This window comes from Stenotrophomonas humi, from assembly GCF_001431415.1.
Taxonomy (GTDB): domain Bacteria; phylum Pseudomonadota; class Gammaproteobacteria; order Xanthomonadales; family Xanthomonadaceae; genus Stenotrophomonas; species Stenotrophomonas humi.
In genome coordinates this window covers 20,671-42,285 of the sequence record NZ_LDJI01000031.1, presented here as the reverse complement: position 1 = coordinate 42,285, position 21,615 = coordinate 20,671, and the positions used below count along the sequence as shown (strand labels likewise).

The 21,615-nt window shown below is 64.8% G+C and carries 17 protein-coding genes; 10 read left to right on the top strand and 7 right to left on the bottom strand.

The genetic code is table 11. The features are described 5' to 3' along the window. The first annotated feature begins 18 nt into the window (after positions 1 to 18). The 6 genes from ABB26_RS16205 (at position 19) to ABB26_RS16180 (ending at position 7,032) form a co-directional block, all read left to right on the top strand. Positions 19 to 447 carry a MarR family winged helix-turn-helix transcriptional regulator gene (locus ABB26_RS16205; protein WP_057635752.1) on the top strand — a complete coding sequence of 143 codons (429 nt, stop codon included), beginning with the start codon at positions 19 to 21 and terminating at the stop codon, positions 445 to 447. After that, a complete protein-coding gene (locus ABB26_RS16200; protein WP_057635751.1) occupies positions 444 to 1,658 on the top strand; it encodes an MFS transporter in 1,215 nt (404 codons plus the stop codon). Before ABB26_RS16205 ends, ABB26_RS16200 begins: the two co-directional genes overlap by 4 nt. A gap of 75 nt (positions 1,659 to 1,733) precedes the next feature. After that, on the top strand, positions 1,734 to 2,297 hold the full coding sequence (locus ABB26_RS16195) for a TetR/AcrR family transcriptional regulator (protein ID WP_057635750.1): 564 nt from the start codon (positions 1,734 to 1,736) through the stop codon (positions 2,295 to 2,297). A 2-nt stretch (positions 2,298 to 2,299) separates the two neighbouring features. Next, positions 2,300 to 3,964, top strand: coding sequence for an MFS transporter (locus ABB26_RS16190; RefSeq protein WP_245626250.1), 1,665 nt, complete (start codon positions 2,300 to 2,302; stop codon positions 3,962 to 3,964). After that, positions 3,961 to 5,073 carry an HlyD family secretion protein gene (locus ABB26_RS16185; RefSeq protein ID WP_057635748.1) on the top strand — a complete coding sequence of 371 codons (1,113 nt, stop codon included), beginning with the start codon at positions 3,961 to 3,963 and terminating at the stop codon, positions 5,071 to 5,073. Before ABB26_RS16190 ends, ABB26_RS16185 begins: the two co-directional genes overlap by 4 nt. A gap of 258 nt (positions 5,074 to 5,331) precedes the next feature. Next, positions 5,332 to 7,032, top strand: a complete 1,701-nt coding sequence (locus ABB26_RS16180) for an amidohydrolase (RefSeq protein ID WP_057635747.1) — start codon at positions 5,332 to 5,334, stop codon at positions 7,030 to 7,032. A gap of 217 nt (positions 7,033 to 7,249) precedes the next feature. Here the strand turns inward: ABB26_RS16180 and ABB26_RS16175 are convergent, their stop codons facing one another. From ABB26_RS16175 to creB, 7 genes are all read right to left on the bottom strand, one after another. After that, entirely contained in the window at positions 7,250 to 7,735 is a 486-nt protein-coding gene (locus ABB26_RS16175) for a Fur family transcriptional regulator (RefSeq protein ID WP_057635746.1), read from the bottom strand. Positions 7,736 to 7,748: 13 nt separating this feature from the next. After that, positions 7,749 to 9,152 (bottom strand): glutamate--tRNA ligase, encoded by a 1,404-nt coding sequence (gene gltX / locus ABB26_RS16170; protein WP_057635745.1) that lies wholly within the window; start codon positions 9,150 to 9,152, stop codon positions 7,749 to 7,751. A gap of 459 nt (positions 9,153 to 9,611) precedes the next feature. After that, a complete protein-coding gene (locus ABB26_RS16165) occupies positions 9,612 to 11,204 on the bottom strand; it encodes a M20/M25/M40 family metallo-hydrolase (RefSeq protein ID WP_057635744.1) in 1,593 nt (530 codons plus the stop codon). A gap of 137 nt (positions 11,205 to 11,341) precedes the next feature. After that, the gene (locus ABB26_RS16160; RefSeq protein ID WP_057635743.1) at positions 11,342 to 11,785 is read right to left on the bottom strand and encodes a hypothetical protein; all 444 of its coding nucleotides are present in this window, start codon (positions 11,783 to 11,785) and stop codon (positions 11,342 to 11,344) included. A 50-nt stretch (positions 11,786 to 11,835) separates the two neighbouring features. Beyond that, positions 11,836 to 13,200: a cell envelope integrity protein CreD gene (gene creD / locus ABB26_RS16155; protein ID WP_057635742.1), complete on the bottom strand. Its 1,365-nt coding sequence runs from the start codon at positions 13,198 to 13,200 to the stop codon at positions 11,836 to 11,838. An 84-nt stretch (positions 13,201 to 13,284) separates the two neighbouring features. After that, positions 13,285 to 14,721, bottom strand: a complete 1,437-nt coding sequence (creC, locus tag ABB26_RS16150) for a two-component system sensor histidine kinase CreC (RefSeq protein ID WP_057635741.1) — start codon at positions 14,719 to 14,721, stop codon at positions 13,285 to 13,287. After that, positions 14,721 to 15,428 (bottom strand): two-component system response regulator CreB, encoded by a 708-nt coding sequence (creB, locus tag ABB26_RS16145; RefSeq protein WP_057635740.1) that lies wholly within the window; start codon positions 15,426 to 15,428, stop codon positions 14,721 to 14,723. The genes creC and creB overlap by 1 nt, the downstream gene beginning before the upstream one ends. Before the next feature lie 45 nt (positions 15,429 to 15,473). On the opposite strand from creB, the gene ABB26_RS16140 reads away from it, so the two are divergent. From ABB26_RS16140 to ABB26_RS16125, 4 genes are all read left to right on the top strand, one after another. Then, positions 15,474 to 16,331: a 23S rRNA (adenine(2030)-N(6))-methyltransferase RlmJ gene (locus ABB26_RS16140; RefSeq protein WP_057635739.1), complete on the top strand. Its 858-nt coding sequence runs from the start codon at positions 15,474 to 15,476 to the stop codon at positions 16,329 to 16,331. 97 nt (positions 16,332 to 16,428) lie between these two features. Continuing rightward, positions 16,429 to 16,974, top strand: coding sequence for a GNAT family N-acetyltransferase (locus ABB26_RS16135; protein ID WP_057635738.1), 546 nt, complete (start codon positions 16,429 to 16,431; stop codon positions 16,972 to 16,974). A gap of 354 nt (positions 16,975 to 17,328) precedes the next feature. Then, positions 17,329 to 20,871: a transcription-repair coupling factor gene (gene mfd / locus ABB26_RS16130; protein WP_057635737.1), complete on the top strand. Its 3,543-nt coding sequence runs from the start codon at positions 17,329 to 17,331 to the stop codon at positions 20,869 to 20,871. Between the two features lie 104 nt (positions 20,872 to 20,975). After that, positions 20,976 to 21,593 (top strand): HD-GYP domain-containing protein, encoded by a 618-nt coding sequence (locus ABB26_RS16125; RefSeq protein WP_057635736.1) that lies wholly within the window; start codon positions 20,976 to 20,978, stop codon positions 21,591 to 21,593. The last annotated feature ends 22 nt before the right edge of the window (positions 21,594 to 21,615 follow it).

The window sequence follows — 21,615 nt, the reverse complement described above, 5'->3', positions numbered from 1 at the left end:
CATTTACCGGAAGCTCCGATGGACACGCTCAGCCCCTGCACCTGCTTCCAGTTACGCCGCGCTTCCCGCCTGACATCGCAGGTTTACGACCGCCACCTCGCAGCCGCCGAGCTCAGCCTCAATGCCTATTCGATCCTGCGCCGGGCACGCGAGCCACGCCCACTTGGTGCGTTGGCCGAGGCGCTGGGCATGGATCGCACAACCCTTACCCGCAACCTGAAGCCGCTGGTCGCCGCCGGCCTGCTGTCATCGCAACCCGGCGAGGATCCACGCCAGCGCCAGGTGCATCTCACCGCGCTGGGAAAGCGCCGCCTGCAGAAGGCGCGACCGCTGTGGCAGCAGGCACAGGATGAGATCGAAACGATCTTCGGCGGTGCGGACGTCGCAGCGCTCAACCAGCAACTCGAAGCGCTGAGCCTCGCGCTGGAAGCGGAGAGCCGCGCATGAGCACGACGCCCTTGGCGCGCACACCCTGGGGCCTGCTGCTGGCCGCATCAGCCATCCTGATGGTCACGATGGGCGTACGCCAGACCAGTGGCCTGTTGATCGATCCCATCAATGCCTCCACCGGATTGAGCATCGCCCAGATCAGCTTTTCGCTGGCGATCGGCCAGTTCGTCTGGGGTGCCGTGCAGCCGTTGTTCGGTGCGCTGGCAGATCAACGCGGGCCATTGCCTGTGCTGGTAAGTGGCGGTGTGCTGCTTGCCGTCGGCCTTGTCGCCGCGACGATGATGCCAAGCACCTGGGGGCTCAATCTCAGCTTCGGCCTGTTGATGGCTGCCGGTGCCGGCGCTGGCAGTTTTTCGGTATTGATCGGTGCCAGCAGCTGGCGCATTCCCGCGCACAAGCGTTCGATGGCGGCGGGCATCATCAACGCGGGTGGCTCGCTGGGCCAGTTCCTGTTCGCGCCGCTGGTACAGCTGCTGCTTACCGCGTTCGGCTGGGTGCGCACGCTGTATGCGCTGGCGGTGATCGTGCTGCTGTCGTTGCCATTGGCATGGCCGCTGCGCAAACGCGCCCCGCGCGCGGAAGCCGGGCTGGGCGAGGAAAGCCTCAGGCTGCAGCTGCGCAAAGCGCTGCGCGAGCGCAGCTACTGGTGCCTGCACCTGGGCTTTTTCACCTGCGGCGTGCATATCGCTTTTCTGGTGACGCACCTGCCCAGTGAGATCGCCATGTGCGGCCTTTCACCGACGGTGTCGTCGATTTCCATCGCACTGATTGGCCTGTTCAACGTTGCCGGCAGCCTGACCATCGGCGCGTTGGGCGAGCGCTTCCGCATGAAGTGGCTGCTGTTCTGGATGTACCTGAGCCGCGCGGTGCTGATTGCGGTGTACCTGGTTTCGCCGCCAACACCGACTACGTTCTATGTCTTTGCAGCGGCCCTGGGTTTCACCTGGTTGGCGACCGTGCCGCCCACGGCGGGCCTGGTCGGCAAGCTGTTCGGGCCGCGCCACATGGGCACGCTGTTCGGCCTGACCCTGCTCTCGCACCAAATCGGTGGCTTCTTCGGTGCGTGGTTGGGCGGCGTGGCGCTGGAATATGGCGGCGATTACAGCTGGATGTGGTACGGCGACATGGCATTGGCGGTTGTCGCAGCCCTGGTCAACCTGCCCATCCGCGAGGCGCCGGTAACGCGCGCGGCAGCCGTCAACAACTGAACCGTACAGAAGTCTCAACGGCTGTTTCAGAACGCGCTGGTTGAAATCGGACATTTTTGTCCGGATCATGTTGGCATGACTTCAACCCGCTCCGACGCCGCCGCGCGCCGCGCCCTGCTGCTGGACGCGGCCGATGCCGTGTTCGGCGAACACGGCATCACCGCCCCACTGGATCTGGTGGTCGAGCGTGCCGGTGTCGGCCGCGCCACGCTGTACCGCAACTTCCCGGATCGGGCCTCGCTGGTCGGCGCCATGCTGGAACGCACCGTCAAACGACTGGAGGACCACCTGGTCGAACTGGGTGATCGTGACGACGCCTTTTTCGAGGTCATCGATGGCATGGCCGCGCGTATCGTCGAATCCCCTGCCCTGGCTGACTATTGGCGTGCAGTGGACCAGGACAGCCCGGCCATCAGCACCGCGCGTCAACACATCCTGCAGTTGATGGAGCCGGCCCTGTTGCGCGCCAAGGCCGCCGGCCTGTGCCGACAGGACATGCAATTGGTTGATGTGTCGCTGATCTCCAGCATGCTGGGGGCAGCATTGCGCGGGCGCACCCGCGCCGAGCGTGCCGTACTCGCCCGCCGCGCATTGCAGCTGCTGCGTCCGGGCCTGGCCGAACCGGCGGCCGGGCAATGACCATGAAGCCGCTCAAGCCCATTCCGGATTGGGAAGACCACGAAAAACCCACCCTCCCTGGTGGCGCATCCATGCCCTGGCATCCGCCGCATCGGCGTGCCGCCTACGCGCTGATCGCGATACTGGTAGCGCTCACCGGTGGGCTGGGCAATGCGCTCATCAGCGCCAATCTGCCATTGATCACCGGGCAGATGGGGCTGCAGGCCACCGAGGCCAGTTGGCTGGTCGCGGCGTACTTGATGGTCAATGTCAGCGCCAACTTGCTGGTATTCAAATTCCGCCAGGAATATGGCCTGTTGCTGTTCGCCGAAATCGGGCTGGGCGTATACGCGGCATTGGCGGTGCTGCATCTGTTCGTCGGCAGCCTTGCCACCACCTTGCTGGTACGCGCCGGCAGCGGCTTTGCCGGCGCCGCCTGCACCACGCTGGGCGTGCTGTACATGCTACAGGCACTACCGCGCAAATACGTGGGGCAGATGCTGGTAGTAGGCATGAGTCTGTCGATGCTGGCCACGCCGGTTGCCTGGCTGATTTCCTCCGGCCTGCTGGACCGCGGTGAATGGCAGAACCTGTATCTGTTCGAGGCCGGTCTGGCGCTGTGCGCGTTTGCTGCCGTGGTGCTGCTGAAGTTGCCTCCGGGCATCCAGATCAAGGCCTTTGAACGCACCGACTTCCTCACCTTCGCCCTGCTCGCGCCGGGCTTGGCGCTGATCGTCGTGGTGCTCAACCAGGGCTTCCTGCGCTGGTGGTTCGACACACCGTGGCTGGGCTGGGCGCTTGCCGGCGCGGTGGTGCTGCTGGCCACCGGGCTGTGCATCGAACAACAGCGGCGCAACCCGCTACTGCAGGTGCGCTGGCTGCTGGGCCCGACGATGCTGCGTTTCATCGTTGGCGCGTTCCTGATCCGCTTCCTGACCAACGAGCAGAACTACGGCATGGTCACCATGATGCGCACGCTCGGCATGGGGCCTGACCAGATGGCGCCGCTGTTCGGCGTGATTCTGTGCGGCGTGCTGGTGGGCATCACCATCAGTGCGCTGACCTTCGGGCCAAAGGCACTGATCCCGCAGCTGTTGGCTTCGATCATCCTGCTTGGCAGCGCGGCATTCCTGGATCAGCACCGCACCAGCATGGACAGGCCGATGGACTTTGCCCTGAGCCAGTTTCTGGCTGCCGTTGGCAGTGGCATGTTCATGGGCCCGCTGATGTTGATCGGCATACAGCAGGCACTGGCACGCGGGCTGGATCACATCGTGTCGTTCGTCGTGATCCTGTCACTGACCCAGAACTTCGCCAGTCTCACCGGCTCTGCGCTGCTGGGCAGCTACCAGCTGCACCGTGAGCATGTGTATTCAACCGGGCTGGTCAGCCATGTCAACGCGGCCGACCCGCAGGTCGCGCAACGTCTGCAACAACAGCAGCAAAGTTACTCGCGCCTGATCACCGACCCGGTGCAACTCAAGGCGCAGGGCAACGCCGCACTCGCCGCGACAGCCAAGCGTGAAGCCAATGTCCGCGCGTTCAATGACGTGTTCGCGCTCAGCGGCTGGATCGCCATCGGCTTTCTCAGCTGGCTGCTGCTGGAAGTGATGTCCCGCGATCCACGCGTCAAACAATTCCTCCGGCCCCGGAAGGCCGCTACATCCTCGAACCGAGGCTCCCCATGAGCGACAACACCGACACCCCCACCACCGAAACTCCGGTAGCCGTGTCCAAGTACAACCGCCCCAGCCGCGTCAGCGTGGTGGTGATGATCGTGATCGCGCTGATCGGGCTGACCCTGATCCTGCGCGCGTGGCAGCTGTGGCCGTTCAACAGCAGCACCATGCACACCGACAACGCCTATGTGCGCGGCCAGGTCACCGTGCTGGCGCCACAGGTCAACGGCTATGTCACCGACGTGCTGGTCAAGGATTTCGACTACGTCAAGCAAGGCCAACCGCTGCTGCAGATCGATCAGCGCATCTACCGGCAGCACGTGCAGCAGGCCGAAGCCGCGCTGGCTGATGCCCGGGCGCAACTGGCCAACTCCGACCAGAGCCAGGCGCAGAACCGTGCGCAGATCGCGTCGGCCCAGGCCAATCTCTCCGCTGGCCGTGCGCAGCAGCAACAGAGCCAGACCGAACTGCACCGCTACGAGCAACTGGCTGCCCAGCAACTGGTGTCCAACAGTGATCGCGACAAGCTGCGCGCCAGCGTGCAGTCCTCCAACGCCAGCGTGGCGCAATCGCAGGCCTCCATCCAGATCGCCAAGGAAAACCTCACCGCCACGCAGGTGTCACGCCGCGGGCTGGAAGCCAAGGTCGCCAACGCCGAAGCGGCGCTGAAGCTGGCGCAGATCGACCTGGACAACACGGTGATCAAGGCGCCTCGTGATGGCCAGGTTTCCGAGGCTTCGGTGCGCCTGGGCCAGTACGTCACCGCCGGCAGTCAATTGCTGTTCCTGGTGCCGGACAACCTGTGGGTTGTCGCCAACTTCAAGGAGGGCCAGACCTGGAACATGGAGATCGGCCAACCGGCAACCTTCACTGTTGATGCGTTCAAGGGCAGGAAACTGCACGGACGGATCCAACAGATCGCGCCGGCCACCGGCTCGGAGTTCTCGGTGCTCAAGCCCGACAATGCCAGCGGCAACTTCACCAAGGTGGTGCAGCGCCTGCCGATCCGGATCGCCATCGATCCGGGCCAGGCATTGGCCTCTCGCCTGCGTCCCGGCATGTCGGTCATCGTGCAGGTGGATACCGCCGCCACGCCGCAGCCAGTCGCATCGAACTGAGCCTGCACAGGCCTGGATATCCCGCCAGAGCAAGCATGGCGCATCCCGAGCGTTCCGTAGACGGTGGCGCCTCGTCACCGCCATCTCGGCGAATTTCCGGCAGGTTGCGCCATTCACGGATGCGCTGCGCCAACCGGGAAAGCGCAGCGCGAATGCCACTGCCGGTGCCGCCCCTGCGTACTGCGACGATCTTTCCACGTCCGCTTCGCCGTGGTTAGGCTAGGCTCTCCGGATCGCTTATGGTTCCGGAGAATCCCGATGAGATTGCAGCTGACCGTTTCGGTCCTGGCCGCATTGATGGTCAACGCAGCCGCACACGCCGATACGCTGTATGCCGGCGGCCCGATCATCACCATGAACGACCGTCAGCCACAGGCTGAAGCCGTGGTGGTCCGCGACGGCAGCATCGCCTTCGTCGGTACCCGCAAAGCCGCGCGTGCCTTCAGCCCGGATGCGCGACTGGTAGATCTGCAAGGACAGACCCTGACCCCCGGCTTCATCGATGCCCATGGGCATGTGTCCGGCGTGGGCCTGCAGGCACTGTCGGCCAACCTGCTGCCGGCGCCCGATGGCGAGGGCAATTCCATTCCGGCGCTGCAGAAGATCATGCGTGAGTTCCGCGCACATCCGACCACGCCCGAGGGCTACAAGGTGCTGATCGGCTTCGGCTACGACGATTCGCAACTGGCCGAACAGCGTCATCCCACCCGCCAGGACCTGGATGCAATCGCCACCGACATCCCGATCATCCTGATGCACCAGTCGGGTCATCTCGGCGCCTACAACAGCAAGGCACTGGAACTGGCCGGCATCAACGCCGACACACCCAATCCTCCCGGCGGCGTGATCCGCCGCGAACCGGGCAGCAATATTCCCGATGGTGTGCTTGAAGAAAGCGCGCACAACCTCGCGCTGGCCAAGCTGATGCCGGCGATGACCCTGGAACAATCGCTGGCCATGCTCGAAGCCGGGCAGGCGCTGTACATGAAGTACGGCTACACCACCGCGCAGGATGGCAAGACCGACGCTGGCACCCTGCAACTGCTACCGCTGGCAGCCAAGGCCGGCAAGCTGAAGATCGATGTGGTGGCCTATCCCGATATCGAAGTTGCCCTTCACAACCCGGCAATGCAGGGCCCCCTGTATGGCCTGAACTACACCGATCACTTCCGCATCGGCGGAGTGAAAATCAGTCTGGACGGCTCACCGCAGGGCAAGACCGCATGGCTGAGCAAGCCGTACTACAAGGTTCCGGAAGGTGAGAAGCCGGACTATGCCGGCTACCCGGCGTTCCCCGATGCCAAGGTCAACGACCTGATCAGCCAGGCCTGGGGCCACGGCTGGCAGGTGCTGGCCCATGCCAACGGTGACGCCGCGATTGACCAGCTCATCCACGCGGTTGCCGCTGCCGAAGCCGCGCATCCTGACAAGCACCTGATGCCGGTGCTGATTCACGGGCAGACCCTGCGCAGGGATCAGGTGGCTGAAATCCGCAAGCTCGGCATCTTCCCGTCGCTGTTCCCGATGCACACCTATTACTGGGGCGATTGGCACCGCGAGTCGGTGCTGGGCCCGGAGCGCGCCGAGAACATCTCACCCACGCGTTGGGTGCTGGATGCCGGCATGAAGTTCACCTCGCATCACGATGCACCGGTGGTGTTCCCGGATTCGATGCGTGTGCTGGACGCCACCGTCAACCGCACCACGCGCAGCGGCTACATCCTCGGCCCGGATCAGCGGGTGACGCCGGAACAGGCCATGAAGTCGATCACCTTGTGGGCAGCCGAGCAGTACTCGGAACAGGCCAGCAAAGGCTCGATTGAAGTGGGCAAGCGTGCGGACCTGGTGGTGCTGTCGGACAACCCGCTGACCATCGCCCGCCTGCAGCTGCATACGATCAAGGTGCTGCAGACCATCAAGGATGGCGAAGTGGTTTACAGCTCTGAACCATCGCCGTAGCGGCCTGCGTTTACAGGAACGGCCTCGACCGCGAAGCTGACGGTTCTCCCAGCGCAGGAACAACCGCCATCCAACATTGTCAGATGGCAAGCTGCATACATCGTAAGCGGCAGCGGCTTCGCGGCTGATGCCGCTCCTGCAAAAGCCTGACGTCCTGGCATTGGGCACAAAAAAGCCGCGCTATGCGCGGCTTTTCTTCGTGCAGCGAATCAAACCCTCACCCGGCGCAGTTCGCACACAACCCGTGCACTTCCAGCGTCTGCGCCTGCGGTTTGAAACCCAGCTCCTTGGCGCGGGTTTCCAGCTGTCGGACGATGTCACGGTCTTCCAGCTCCACCGCGCTGTGGCACCGGTCGCAGATCAGGAACGGCACCGAGTGCTGGTTGCTGCTGGGATGGTGGCAGGCGACGAACGAGTTGACCGATGACAGCTTGTGCACGAAGCCGTTGGCCATCAGGAAATCCAGCGCGCGGTAAACCGTCGGCGGGGCGTCGGCACCGACGCCCTTGCCTTCACGCACCCACTCCAGCAGCTCGTAGGCTTTGACCGGCTTGCCCGCCTCGGCGATCAGGCGCAGCACGTTGGCGCGGATCGGGGTCAGCCGCAGTCCGCGCTCACGGCACACCCGTTCGACCACCGCGACAAAGTCCGCCGCGTCCTGGACGTGGTGGTGCGGGGCGGTACAGGAGTGTGTGTCGGTCATGTCTACCTCGGGATCAGGCCGTTGGGATCTTGATGAGTGCGGCGTCGATGCGTTTCAAGGCCTCGTCGCGGCCCGCCAGATATACGGTATGGGAAATGTCAGGACTGACCTGGGTACCGGTGATGGCCACGCGCAGCGGCTGCGCCACCTTGCCCATGCCCATTTCCAGCTGTGTGGCGGTGTCATGCAACGCAGCCGACACGCTTTCGGCGGTCCATTCCGGCAGCGCAGCCAGCAGCTCGCGGGCCTTGGCCAGCGGCGCATCGGTACCGGGCTTGAAATGCTTGGCCACGGCAGCCTCGTCGTATTCGGTCAGCGGCGTGTACCAGACCACCGCCTTCTCGGCCATTTCCTTCAGCGTCTGCACGCGCTCGCGCAGGGCGATGACCACGTCCACCGGCGCCGGGCCCGCAGCAACCTCCAGGCCCAGCTTTTCCAGCTGGTAAACCAACTGCGGGGCGATGGCCGCCGGATCTTCGCTCTTCAGGAAGTGCTGGTTCACCCAGCCCAGCTTGGCCATGTCCAGGCGCGCGGCCTTGGAGTTGCAGTTGGTCACGTCGAACAGGTCGATCAGCTCCTGGCGGGTGAAGATCTCCTGGTCACCGTGCGACCAGCCCAGGCGGGCCAGGTAGCTCAGCAGCGCTTCGGGCAGGTAGCCGGCGTCCTTGTACTGCATGACATCGGCCGCGCCGGTGCGCTTGGACAGCTTGGCGCCCTGCTCGTCCAGGATCATCGGCATGTGGCCGAACTTCGGCACCGGGGCGCCGATGGCTTCGTACAGGTTGATCTGGCGCGGAGTGTTGTTGATGTGGTCATCGCCGCGGATGACCTCATTGATCTTCATGTCCCAATCGTCCACCACCACCGCGAAGTTGTAGGTGGGGTAACCGTCCGGACGGAAGATGACCATGTCATCCAGCTCGCTGTTGGCGATTTCGATCTTGCCCTTGATCAGGTCGTCGAACACCACGGTGCCGTCGAGCGGATTCTTGAAGCGGATGACGCGGTTCGGGTCGTCCCTGTAAGCCAGCTTCAGCTCGCGGGCAGCGCCGTTGTAGCGCGGCTTTTCCTGCTTGGCCATCGCCGCTTCGCGCATCGCGTCCAGCTCTTCCCGGGTCTCATAGGCGTAGTAGGCCTTGCCGTCGGCGATCAGCTGCTCGGCCACTTCCTTGTAGCGGGCGACGCGCTCGGTCTGGTAGATCGGGCCTTCGTCATAGCCCAGGCCCAGCCATTCCATCGCCTCCAGGATGGCATCGATGGCCGCCTGGGTGCTGCGCTCACGGTCGGTGTCTTCGATGCGCAGCACGAACTCGCCGCCACGGTGACGGGCCTCCAGCCAGCAGTAAAGCGCAGTGCGGGCGCCACCAATGTGCAGGTAGCCGGTGGGACTGGGGGCAAAACGAGTGCGAACGGTCATGACAGGCGCAGAAGTGGGAATCGCGGCATTTTACCCCTTCGCCCGCATTGACGCCGTGGCAAGGCCTGAAGCCCCTCTCCCGCTTGCGGGAGAGGGCTTGGGGTGAGGGCAGCTTTGGCTCTGGCTTTGGCCTTCGCCTCACCGGGCCCCTTCCGCAGCGACGGAGCCCGCAGATAAGCCCCCACGGGGCGGCACACACGGATGTGCGTCGTTTCTCGACGAGACCAGGTAGCTCGCTCCCCGAAGGGAAGCGAAGGCCTGTGATTTTGATCTTGTTGTTGCAACTGCTGCTCATGAGAGACCAAGGCGCCAGCAACAACAAAAGCCAAAGCCCCCCTTCGGCCCTTCGGGCACCTTCCCCCAGCACGCGGGAGAAGGGACTCATCAAGCATCTACTTGCTCTGCCCCAAAAGCAGAAGGGCCGCAACGCGGCCCTTCCTTCAAGCAAATGCAGCTAACTCATTTCTCCAACAACGGCTTGCGCGGGAAATTACCCTCACGCATCGCCGCGTTGTAGACGAACGAGGCCACGATCGCCGCCGCCTGCTTCAGATCCTCGGCTTCAGCGTGATCCCAGGTATCCAGGTGGCTGTGGTGGACATTGCTGAAGTAGTCCAGACGGTCCTGGATGAACTGGAAGCCCGGCAGGCCCACGCGGTCATAGCTGATGTGGTCGGTGCTGCCGGTGTTGCGGGTGGCCACCGTGGTGGCGCCCACATCGTTGAACGGCTTCAACCATGCCTCGAAGATCGGCATCGCCGCCATGTTTTCCTGCGCGTAGATGCCACGGAAGCGGCCCGAGCCGTTGTCCATGTTGAAGTACACCTGGAACTTGTCGTAATCACGCAGCTTCTGCAGCGCACCGGTCGGTTCGCGCAGCGATGCCGGCAGCGCCTTCTGCGCCGCGTCGGTCGGTTCCGGGTAATGTGCGAAGTGCTGGGCCACGTAGGCCTGCGAGCCGATCAGGCCCTGCTCCTCGCCACTCCACAGCGCCACGCGGATGGTGCGCTTGGGCTTGGCACCCACCGCCTTGAGGATGCGCATGGCTTCCATCATCACCGCCACGCCGGCGGCGTTGTCGGCCGCACCGGTGCCGGTGTGCCAGGAGTCCATGTGCGCGCCCAGCATCACGATCTCGTCGGCCTTGCTGCTGCCACGGATCTCGGCCAACGTGTTGTGACCGGGCTGATTGGTGTCGTCGGTGAAGCGTGCATCCACGTTCACGCGCAGGCGTACGGCCTGCTTGTCCTTCAGCGCGCGCACCAGTGGGTTGAAGTGCTCGGCGATCATCGCCAGTTCCGGGATGCCCACCGATTCACCGGCCTTGCGCGAGCCACCGCCGGCCACGCGGATGATGCCGTTGTCCCAGCCACTGATGCTGATCGCGGCCAAGGCACCTTCCTCGATGAAGAAGGCATTGGTGGCGCGGGCCAGTTCCTGACGCTCGTTGAATTCCTTGACCCGCTTGGCGCGATCTTCTTCGGCGGTCTTGGGAATGGCGAATTCCTGCAGGCCTTCCAGCGAAGTGGCGTCGTGACGGTGCGAATCAGCCTCGGTGCCACGCTTGTATTCGCGCGCGTCGCCCAGCAGCAGGATCTTGCCGCGCAGCTTGCCCTTGTACTGCTCCATGTCGGCCAGCTTCTTGATCTCGACCTGGATCAGCTCACCTTCGACCGGACCATTGGTACCCGGTGTCCACGCCTTGGGCAGCGCATGCAGCGGCTGCACGCGCTCGGACAGCATCTCGACACTGGACGAAGAGAATTCCCAACCGCGGCCGAAGTCCTCGAACGCTTCGTCGTGCACATTGGTCAGGCCCCAGGCGTTGAAGCGCTCGCGGCTCCAGCGGTTGGCCTTGGCCATCGCCGGGGAGTTGCTCAGGCGCGGCCCGATGTTCTCGGTGAGATGGCTGAAGGTATCCATCACCTGCGAACGGTGGAAGGCCTCCTGACGGATCTTGCCCACCATGTCCAGATCCACCTGCTCGGCGGCGTAGGCCGGAGCACCCACGGCCAAGCCCATGCACAAGGCCAACAAACCACGCTTGATCACCAGTATTCCCCCGGGCACTCGGCCGACAACGACAAAGGCCCGAGTCTAGCCAGACGCACCCATCATCCGAGTCGGCCAATGGTCATGGTTGGGCCGAATCAGCCTCAGTCTGTGCACTGCTGCCCTATCCGCTCCGCTCAATTCAACCACCCATAAACCACCAACCGCTCCACCGGTAGCACCGCCAACCACGCACGCCGATCCCGCGAGCCGGCGAAGTACGCCGAGCCGTTCCAATCCGTCCCCGCATCGCGCGGAACCCCCTGTTCCGCTGGATGGTCACGAACTCCCTCCAGCACCACACGTTGCCACTGCCCGTAATGTGCAGGCAGCGCCCGCTGCAATCCCGCACGCGCCACATGCGCCTGTTCGAAAAACGCCAATCCCTGCCGCTGGATCGCGACCGCCGTCTGCCCGGCCAATCGCAACACGATGACGCCCTGCGTGTCGCAGTCAAACACGCTGCCCAGCAACACACCTTCCACCTGCCCCGGCGACGTGCCGAAATGCAACAAGCCACTGGTTTGGATCTGCGCGGGCAGCAGCCGTTGTGCCCGGCGGTGGATCGATACCCGATTCATATCCTGGTTCCTCCCGAAGCAGCGGGGTGGCCTGGGCCACCCCGCATCGGTTACGGCAATGTCGGGGGCGCGGCCGGCTTGGCGGCGGAGCGGCTGCTCAGCTCGTACCAATCCACCTTGCGGGTGATCCACATGATCACGGCCAGGATGCCGAACAGCAGCAGCGAGCCCATCAGCAACGCGTTGTTCTCCGAAGCCAGCAACATGTACAGCACGCCGTAAAGCAGGGTCAGCATGGTCGAGAAACCCAAGCCGTACTTCCAGCTGCGCAGCACACCGCTCAGGTAGAAGCCCTGCAGGCCGATACATGCCGCCGCCGATATCAGATACGCCTGCCAGAACGCGATCTGCTCGGACAGACTCACCAGCAGCAGGAAGAAGATCGCCAGCGCCAATCCGACCAGCAGGTACTGCAACGGGTGGATCTTGAGCTGCTTGATCAGCTCGAACAGCGCGAAGCCCACAAAGGTCAGCAGCACGAACAGGATGCCGTACTTGGTGGCGCGGTCGGCCTGGGTATAGACGTCCACCGGATCCACCAGCGCGACATTCAACGACTCGACACTGCCGCCGACGCCACGAATGTTCTTGAGCAGCTGCGCCTGTGCTGCCGATGCCAGCGAGGACACCGCCCATTGGGCCTTGAAGCCACTGTCATCGATGGTCCGTTCATTGGGCAGGAAACTGCCGCCGAACAAGGGGTGCGGCCACGGCGAATCCAGCGACACGCGGGTGTCGTCGCCCACCGGCACCACCGACAACGAACGGGTGCCATCGAGCACGAACTCCAGCTCGACCTTGCTGCCCTCACGCAACACGCCCTGGCTGATGTCCACCAACTGCGTCAATGGCGCATGCAGGCCCTTGGAGGTTTCTTCCAGCACGCCTGAGCCGGACTGCAGCGGTACCGCACGGCCATCGACACGCAGATTGGGCGTACCCACCAGCCCGCGCACGTCGGCGATACCCAACGCCAGGTAGGGGCGCTCGTAGGTACGTCCGGGCACCGCGGCGTAGTTGGTGCCGGCAAACTCGGCCTGCAGCTTGGCCTGCCAGCTGTAGACCGGGACCTTGAACAGGCCGACATGGCGTTCGTCCGGGCGCATCTTGCCCTGTACGCTCAGGCGCGTCGGCATCTGCAGGTCATAGCCGTGCTCGGTACGCAGTTCGGTCTTGCGCTGCGTGCTGCCCTCCACTTCCACTTCGACTTCGCGCGTCTGCTTCCACGGCAGCACGCGTACCGGCCCGATCAGCGTCTGCTCACCGGCCCGGCTCTGCGCGACCCGCTCGACGGCCTGGTCACGATAGCGCTCGCGCTCGTTGATGGTGCTGCGGATCAGCAACAGGGGAATCAACAACAACAGCGCCAGCCCGCCGACGATGGCGAAGCGCAACAGCAGTTTCAGGGAAGTCATGTCACGTCCTCGTGTGGTAACCGAGGCACAGCTTCCCCCCGCCCGGTGAGCAGGGTTTGTGGCGAATTTGAAGCGAATGTGAAGTCAGGCCAGCGGCAGCACCAGGCTTGCCTCGGCGCCCCCGTCGGGATGGTTGCGCAACTGCGCGCGGCCGCCGTGCAGGCGCGCGACCTCCGCCACGAACGGCAGCCCCAGGCCGCTGCTGCGCTGCCCACTGCGCGGCCGTGACAACGAATAGAAACGCTCGAAAACCCGCTCCTGCGCGTACTCCGGCACGCCGGGGCCGGCATCACGCAGACTTACCGTCCAGCCTTCGCCATCGTGTTGCAGGTTCAACACGATGCGCCCGCCTTCGGGCGAGAACGCGATGGCGTTGTCCAGCAGGTTGGACAACGCCTGCCGCAGCAGGAACGCATCGCCCTGCAGCAAGGCACGCTCGGGCATGCGGCTCTCCAACTGCAGACGCGCAGCCTGCAGGCTCGGGCCGGCGTCATCGGCCAGCGCGCGGCACAGCGCGACCAGATCCACCTCGCCGCGCTTCTGCAGCCAACCGTGCTGCTCCACTTCGGCCAGCCGCAACAGCTGATCGATGGTTTCGGTCAGGCGCCGCTCCTGCTGCACGATGTTGCCGGCGAAGCGTTGCCGCTCGGCCTCGGGCAGCGGCTCCTGCAGCAGCTCGGCGGCGCCACGGATGGCAGCCAGCGGGCTCTTCATTTCGTGCGTCAGTGATTGCACGTACTGCTCGACATACGCCTTGCCTTCCAGCTTGCGGCGCATGGTTTCCAGCGCCTGGCCGAGGTCACCGATCTCATCACGGCGACGTGGCGGTGGTGGCACCGGCTCGCCCGCACTCACTGCCTTGGCATAGCGGCTCAGGCTGCCAATGCCGCGCGACAGCCACCAGGTCATCAACAGGCCGATCAACGCCGACAGGCCGATCAGCCACGTACCACGCGCGATGATGGCGCGCTGGCTGGCAGCGATGAATGGATCGATGGTGTCGTTGGGCTGCGACAGGGTCAACACGCCGATCAAGGTGCGGCCGTCGGCCGGATCGTAGACCGGTGCGGCGACGTGCATCACGGTGGAGGTTTCATCGCCGGGCTTTTCCGCGCTGGAGCGTGCCCCATACTCGCCGCGCAGTGTCTTGTAGACATCGTTCCAGCGTGAGTTGTCGCGCCCCACATCCTGCCCGCGCGAGTCGTAGATCACGATGCCCTTGGCATCGGTGATGGTCACCCGGTACTCGACACTGCGCTTGGGGAAGCGCCATACCATCGCCTTGGGGTCGCGCCGCTGCGCGGTGGCCATCTGCGCGGCGAAGGTACCTTCGGCGATGCGCCCGGCCTTCAGGTCCGGCGCGGCGATCACCGCCAGCACGTTGGCCGCATCCACCAGCGTGGATTCCATGGCCTGGCGCACACCGGGCTTCACCTCGTTGACGAACACACGCATCACGAAGAACGCGGCGATGCCAACGATCAGGAAGAACCCCAGAAAGATCTTGAGCCCCAGCCGCATTACAGCTCCAGCGCGTAGCCCACACCGCGATGGGTGCGGATGGGGTCCTCCTGCGCACCGGCCGCACGCAGCTTGGCCCGCAGGGTTTTGACGTGGGTATCGACGGTACGGTCGGTACTGTCGCTGGCATGGTCCCAGCCACGCTCCATCAACTGCGCCCGGCTCAGGATCGCCCCCGGCCGTTGCAGCAGCGCGGCAAGCAGCGCGTACTCGTAGCGGGTGAGGTCCAGCAGCGCGTCCTGGTAACGGATACGCCTGCCCTCTTCATCAATGGCGAAGCGACCGCACGAGCGCCAGCCGACGGCAGCCACCGTTGGCGGCGAAGCCGCGGTACCGGCCCCACGACGCAGCCGGGCGCGTACCCGGGCGACCATTTCACGCGGCGAGAACGGCTTGGTCACATAGTCGTCGGCGCCCAGCTCCAGCCCCAGCACCCGGTCGAACTCGTCATTGCGGGCGGTCAGGAAGATCACCGGTACCTGGCTGAAGGTGCGCAGTTGCCGGCACACCTCGAACCCGCCCAGGTCGGGCAGGCCCACATCCAGCACCACCACGTCGGCCCCCTCGTCGCGCAGGCGCTCCAGGGCTTCGCGGCCCAGCCCACAGTGGCTGGCGGCGTAGCCTTCGCTGCGCAGGGCGTACAGGAGGGTATCGGCAATGGCGGTCTCGTCTTCGACGACGAGCACCCGGGCTGGCTGGTCTGACATGCCGCCAGCATAGCCGCCGCCCGGGCACCCCCGTACACTTCGCCGATGAACTATCGCCACGCCTTCCACGCCGGTAACCACGCCGACGTGCTCAAGCATGTCGTCATGCTCGCCATGATCGACGCGCTCAAGCGCAAAGAATCCCCCTTCTTCGTCCTGGATACCCATGCAGGACGCGGCCGTTACCTGCTCTCGGCCGAGGAAAGCCGCAAGACCGCCGAGGCCGACCTGGGCATCCTGCAGCTGATGTCCACGCCTGCGCTGCCAGAGGTGGTCGAGCAGTACCTGCGCGCCGTGCAGGCCGACAACCCGGTCGGCGCCCTGGTGTCCTATCCGGGCTCGCCGCTGCTGGCCGCGCGCGCCCTGCGCGAGCAGGACCGCATGGCCGCCTGCGAGCTGCAGAAGGACGAAGCCGCCGCGCTCAAGGAACTGTTCGCCCACGACCGCCGCGTGCAGGTATTCGCCGGCAATGGCTATGACAGCATCCGGGCCCTGCTCCCGCCCAAGTCCGGCGCCGACAAGATCGGCCGGGCGCTGGTGCTGATCGACCCGCCCTACGAGTCGCAGGACGCCGAGTACCCGCAGATCATCGCCACGCTGCGTGAAATCCTCACCCGCATGCCGCAGGCCCAGGTCGCGGTCTGGTATCCCATCAAGCAGCGTCGCAGCCTGCAGCAGTTCTTCCGCAAGGCCACCCACCTGCCGGCCAAATCCGTGCTGGTAGCTGAACTGCTGGTCAGGCCCGATGACTCGCCCCTGCGTCTGAATGGCAGCGGCATGTTATTGGTCAACACCCCCTGGCAATTCGACAAGATCTTGTCCCCGGCGCTGCCCACCCTGAAGAAGCATCTGGGCGAAGCAGGCGCTTCCACCCGCCTGGAATGGCTGAAGATGCCCGAGTGACGCCCGCCGCCAGCGGTCATGACTCCGCGTTGAAGAACGTTCACAGTATTTAGGCGGGCGGATGACAGAATCCGGTGACTTTGGAGGAACCGTAGTCATGGCTACCCGTAATCGCATGCCGCCCTGGCATGAACATTTCAAGGCACCCAGCGGCCGCGAACTGCTTATCCGCCCCATCCGTCCGGAGGACGGGCCTCCGTTGCAGGGCGCATTTGCCCTGTTCGGGCCGGAAGAGGTGCGTGACAAGTTCCTGCAGTCGGTGGAAGCACTGTCGGATGAGACCGCGCAGCGGCTCACCCACCCCAACCCCAAGACCGAGATCGCCCTGGTAGCCGCCGAACCGCTGCCACCGGGTGAAGCCGTGGTCGGCGCGGTCGCCCGCGCCTCCATCATTCCGGGCACCCGTGACGCCGAATACGCCATCCTGGTCAGTCGCTTCCTGGCCGGACAGGGCCTGGGCCGGCAGTTGATGCGCAAGCTGGTGAAGTGGGCGCGCGGCAAGTACCTGGACCGTCTGTACGGCGACATTGCCGAGCAGAACGAGCCGATGCTGCAACTGGCCGCTTCGCTGGGCTTCAAGCAGGTGCCACATCCCAGTGGCACGCCGGGTCTGGTGCGGATGGTGCTGGAACTCGCGTCCTGAGGCGGAAGCAAGTGGACAGGCATGCGTGGTGACCGGAAGCGTCGGTTTCGGCATTGTTCCTGACAACGCCGCCTCCCCACGCCGCCACACCCGCCATCATCAAGAGCAGAAGCAGGGACACCTGCTTCTGCTCTTGTCGTTTGTGCCCTTCCGCTGCCCGGGCTGAACGCAGAGGAGTGCGAGGCGGGAGAAAGCGCTGACTTCGGTGCTGTTCGGGGCAGTTTCCACTCCCGTCTCCCATACACACCGCACGACAATGCAACCAAGCCCTCCTTCGCTCCTGGCGCCGGTCATCCCTCACTCCTCCCCGCCCGCCCCTGCCCCAAAAGCCGCATCTGGTAAAATTGGCGGCTAATGTCTGCCTACCACTACCCCTCTCCGCCGCTGCCCCGTTCGGGCCAGCTTCGCGCCTGGTGGCGCGCCCCGGCTTCCACGACCGCGCTGGCGTGGCATGTGGCGCAGGCTGCGCAGGCACATGGCAAGCCGCTGTTGCTGGTCACCCGTGACAACCAGAGCGCGCACCAGACCGTTGCCGATCTGCAGACACTGCTTGGCACCGACGCCAATGCACTGCCGGTGGTGCCGTTCCCGGATTGGGAAACACTGCCCTACGACCAGTTCAGCCCGCACCCGGACATCATTTCGCAGCGCCTGGCTGCCCTGCACCGCCTGCCCACGCTGACGCGTGGCATCGTCGTGGTGCCGGTGCAGACGCTGCTGCAGCGGTTGGCACCGCTGAGTTTCATCGTCGGTGGCAGCTTCGACCTGAAGGTCGGCCAGCGCCTGGACATGGACGCGGAAAAGCGCCGACTGGAAAGCGCCGGCTACCGCAATGTGGCGCAGGTGCTGGACCCGGGTGACTTCGCGGTGCGTGGTGGCCTGCTCGACGTCTACCCGATGGGTGCCGACGCGCCGCTGCGCATCGAGCTGCTGGACGAGGACATCGACTCGATCCGCGCGTTCGACCCCGAATCGCAGCGTTCGCTGGACAAAGTATCGGCCGTGAAAATGCTGCCCGGCCGCGAGGTACCGGTGGACGATGCCAGCCTGGCCAAGGTACTGACCACGCTGCGCGAACGGTTCGATGTGGACACGCGCCGCAGCCCGCTCTATCAGGATCTGAAAGCCGGCGTGCTGCCTTCGGGCATCGAGTACTTCCTGCCGTTGTTCTTCGACAGGACCGCGACGCTGTTCGACTACCTGCCCGAAGGCTTCCTGACGGTGGTCGGCACCGGTGTGGCCGAGGCATCCGATGCGTTCTGGCTGCAGACCAGCAGCCGCTACGAACAACGCCGCCATGACATCGAACGGCCGCTGCTGCCGCCGGATGAGATCTACCAGTCACCGGACAGCCTGCGCGAGCAGTTCAACAAGCAGCCGCGCGTGGAAGTGTGGCCGGCCGATCATCCGCGCATCGACGAAGCGCAGCCGCTGGGCGACCAGCCGCTGCCACCGCTGCCGGTCGCGGCCAAGGACGCGCCGGCCGGACAGGCGCTGAAATCCTTCCTGGAACACTACCCCGGCCGCGTGCTGATCGCCGCCGATTCGCCGGGCCGCCGCGAGGCGCTGCTGGAAGTGCTGCAGGCAGCGGATCTGCGGCCGCCGGTGATTGCGGATTTCAATGCATTCATCCCTTCCCCCCTCAGGGCAAAGGGACCCGACGGGTCGGATGGGGCCAAGCGCACCCCAGCCCCTCTGCCCGACGGAGAGGGACTCGTCAAATTCGCCATCACCGTGGCACCGCTGGACGATGGCTTTGCCATCACCGAGCCGCCGATGGCGGTGCTTACCGAGCGCCAGCTGTTCCCCGAGCGCGCGGGTCATGCGCGGCGCACGCGCCGGGCCGGTCGTGAACCGGAAGCCATCATCCGTGACCTGGGCGAGTTGACCGAAGGCGCGCCCATCGTCCACGAAGATCACGGTGTCGGTCGCTACCGGGGTCTGATCGCGATGGACGTCGGCGGCATGCCCGGCGAGTTCCTGGAGATCGAATACGCCAAGGGCGACCGCCTGTATGTGCCGGTCGCGCAGCTGCACCTGATCAGCCGCTACTCCGGCGCGTCGCCGGAAACCGCGCCGCTGCATTCGCTCGGTGGCGAGCAATGGACCAAGGCCAAGCGCAAGGCCGCCGAGAAGGTCCGCGACGTTGCAGCCGAGTTGCTGGAAATCCAGGCGCGACGCCAGGCCCGCGCCGGTCTGGCGCTGGACATCGACCGCGCCATGTACGAACCCTTTGCCGCCGGCTTCCCGTTCGAGGAAACCACCGACCAGCTGGCCGCGATCGAAGCGACGCTGCGTGACCTGCAGTCCAGCCAGCCGATGGACCGCGTGGTCTGCGGCGATGTGGGCTTCGGCAAGACCGAAGTCGCCGTGCGTGCGGCCTTTGCCGCTGCCAGCGGCGGCAAGCAGGTGGCGGTGCTGGTGCCGACCACGCTGCTGGCCGAACAGCATTACCGCAACTTCCGCGACCGTTTCGCCGATTACCCGCTCAAGGTGGAAGTGCTGTCGCGCTTCAAGAGCACCAAGGAAATCAAAGCCGAGCTGGAAAAGGTGGCCGAAGGCACGATCGATGTGATCATCGGTACGCACCGCTTGCTGCAGCCGGACGTGAAGTTCAAGGATCTGGGCCTGGTCATCGTCGATGAGGAACAACGTTTCGGTGTGCGCCAGAAGGAAGCGTTGAAGGCGATGCGTGCCAATGTGCATCTGCTCACGCTCACCGCCACGCCCATTCCGCGCACGCTCAACATGGCCATGGCCGGGCTGCGTGACCTGTCGATCATCGCCACCCCGCCGCCGAACCGGCTGGCGGTCAAGACCTTCATCACCGCCTGGGACAACGCCCAGCTGCGTGAGGCGTTCCAGCGTGAGTTGTCGCGCGGTGGCCAGCTGTACTTCCTGCACAACGATGTGGAAAGCATGGGCCGCATGCAGCGCGAGCTGTCCGAGCTGGTGCCTGAAGCACGCATCGGCGTGGCGCACGGGCAGATGCCCGAACGCGAGCTGGAAAAGGTGATGCTGGATTTCCAGAAGCAGCGTTTCAACGTGCTGCTGGCCAGTACGATCATCGAATCGGGCATCGACATCCCCAACGCCAACACCATCATCATCAACCGGGCCGACAAGTTCGGCCTGGCCCAGCTGCATCAGCTGCGTGGCCGCGTGGGGCGCTCGCACCACCGTGCCTACGCCTACCTGGTGGTGCCGCCGGACAAGCGTTCGATCAGCGCAGACGCGCACAAACGCCTGGAAGCCATCGCCTCGATGGACGAGCTGGGCGCCGGTTTCACCCTGGCCACGCACGATCTTGAAATCCGTGGCGCGGGCGAACTGCTGGGCGAAGACCAGAGCGGGCAGATGGCCGAGGTCGGCTTCAGCCTGTACACCGAGTTGCTGGAACGCGCGGTACGGTCGATCAAGGCCGGCAGGCTGCCGGACCTGGACGCCGGCGACGAACCGCGCGGTGCCGAGGTGGAACTGCATGTGCCGGCATTGATTCCGAACGACTACCTGCCCGATGTACACACGCGACTGACGCTGTACAAGCGCATTTCCAGCGCCCGCGACAGCATCGCGCTGCGTGAGCTGCAGGTGGAGATGATCGACCGCTTCGGCCTGTTGCCGGATCCGGTGAAGCACCTGTTCGCGATTGCCGAACTCAAGCTGCAGGCCAACGAGCTGGGCATCCGCAAACTGGAGCTGGGTGAAAATGGTGGCCGCATCGTGTTCGAGAGCAAGCCCAACATCGATCCGATGGCGGTGATCCAGCTCATCCAGAAGCAGCCCAAGCTCTACCAGATGGACGGCCCGGACAAGCTGCGCATCAAGCATCCATTGCCGGAAAGCGCAGACCGCTTCAATGCGGCACGCGCGTTGCTGACCACCTTGCGCCCTTGAGTAGCTGAACGAAAGATTTCGTGACGTTTGCGTGAAAACGAGGGCGCGCCGAGAATGCGCGCCCTCGCCTATCATCAGCGAGCCTCTTCAAGGCAGTACCTCTCATGTCACCCATTTCCACGCCCACCGGGTTGTCCATTCCTCCCCGGGACGATTCCTGCACGATTACGGTCCTGGCCGCCGCGCTCGACCAGCGCGACAGCTACACCGATCACCACTGCGACCGTGTTTCGCAGCTGGCCCGTGCCATGGGTCAGCGCTGTGGCCTGCCGGAAGAACGCCTGGAGCACCTGGTACTGGCCGCACGCTTCCACGACGTCGGCAAGATCGGCATCCGCGATGACGTGCTGCTGTATCCGGGCAAGCTGGACGAAGACAAGCGTTCGGTCATGCGTACCCACCCGGATCGCGGTGCCGCCCTGTTCAATGCCACCGGCCGCGAGGATGCGCAGCAGGTGGCCACGCTGATCCGTCATCACCACGAAGCCTGGGATGGCAGCGGTTATCCGCACGGCCTGCAGGGCGAGGAAATTCCGATGGGTGCGCGCATCCTCACCATCGTCGACGGGTATGACGCGATGACCTCGCTGCGCCCCTACCGTGCACCGATGTCGAGCGAAGCCACCCTCGACATTCTTGGCAAGCAGCGCGGACGCCTGATCGACCCGCGTCTGTTCGACGAATTCCTGGGGCTGCTGCACACGGGTGGAAGCGCCATCTGAGGCTGTCAGCGATTGCCGAGGC

What these genes read in the sequence shown, in the direction of transcription:
- ABB26_RS16205 (WP_057635752.1), top strand. Translation starts at nt 19, where the DNA reads ATGGACACGCTCAGCCCCTGCACCTGCTTCCAGTTACGCCGCGCTTCC.
- ABB26_RS16200 (WP_057635751.1), top strand. Translation starts at nt 444, where the DNA reads ATGAGCACGACGCCCTTGGCGCGCACACCCTGGGGCCTGCTGCTGGCC.
- ABB26_RS16195 (WP_057635750.1), top strand. Translation starts at nt 1,734, where the DNA reads ATGACTTCAACCCGCTCCGACGCCGCCGCGCGCCGCGCCCTGCTGCTG.
- ABB26_RS16190 (WP_245626250.1), top strand. Translation starts at nt 2,300, where the DNA reads ATGAAGCCGCTCAAGCCCATTCCGGATTGGGAAGACCACGAAAAACCC.
- ABB26_RS16185 (WP_057635748.1), top strand. Translation starts at nt 3,961, where the DNA reads ATGAGCGACAACACCGACACCCCCACCACCGAAACTCCGGTAGCCGTG.
- ABB26_RS16180 (WP_057635747.1), top strand. Translation starts at nt 5,332, where the DNA reads ATGAGATTGCAGCTGACCGTTTCGGTCCTGGCCGCATTGATGGTCAAC.
- ABB26_RS16175 (WP_057635746.1), bottom strand. Translation starts at nt 7,735, where the DNA reads ATGACCGACACACACTCCTGTACCGCCCCGCACCACCACGTCCAGGAC.
- gltX (WP_057635745.1), bottom strand. Translation starts at nt 9,152, where the DNA reads ATGACCGTTCGCACTCGTTTTGCCCCCAGTCCCACCGGCTACCTGCAC.
- ABB26_RS16160 (WP_057635743.1), bottom strand. Translation starts at nt 11,785, where the DNA reads ATGAATCGGGTATCGATCCACCGCCGGGCACAACGGCTGCTGCCCGCG.
- creD (WP_057635742.1), bottom strand. Translation starts at nt 13,200, where the DNA reads ATGACTTCCCTGAAACTGCTGTTGCGCTTCGCCATCGTCGGCGGGCTG.
- creC (WP_057635741.1), bottom strand. Translation starts at nt 14,721, where the DNA reads ATGCGGCTGGGGCTCAAGATCTTTCTGGGGTTCTTCCTGATCGTTGGC.
- creB (WP_057635740.1), bottom strand. Translation starts at nt 15,428, where the DNA reads ATGTCAGACCAGCCAGCCCGGGTGCTCGTCGTCGAAGACGAGACCGCC.
- ABB26_RS16140 (WP_057635739.1), top strand. Translation starts at nt 15,474, where the DNA reads ATGAACTATCGCCACGCCTTCCACGCCGGTAACCACGCCGACGTGCTC.
- ABB26_RS16135 (WP_057635738.1), top strand. Translation starts at nt 16,429, where the DNA reads ATGGCTACCCGTAATCGCATGCCGCCCTGGCATGAACATTTCAAGGCA.
- mfd (WP_057635737.1), top strand. Translation starts at nt 17,329, where the DNA reads ATGTCTGCCTACCACTACCCCTCTCCGCCGCTGCCCCGTTCGGGCCAG.
- ABB26_RS16125 (WP_057635736.1), top strand. Translation starts at nt 20,976, where the DNA reads ATGTCACCCATTTCCACGCCCACCGGGTTGTCCATTCCTCCCCGGGAC.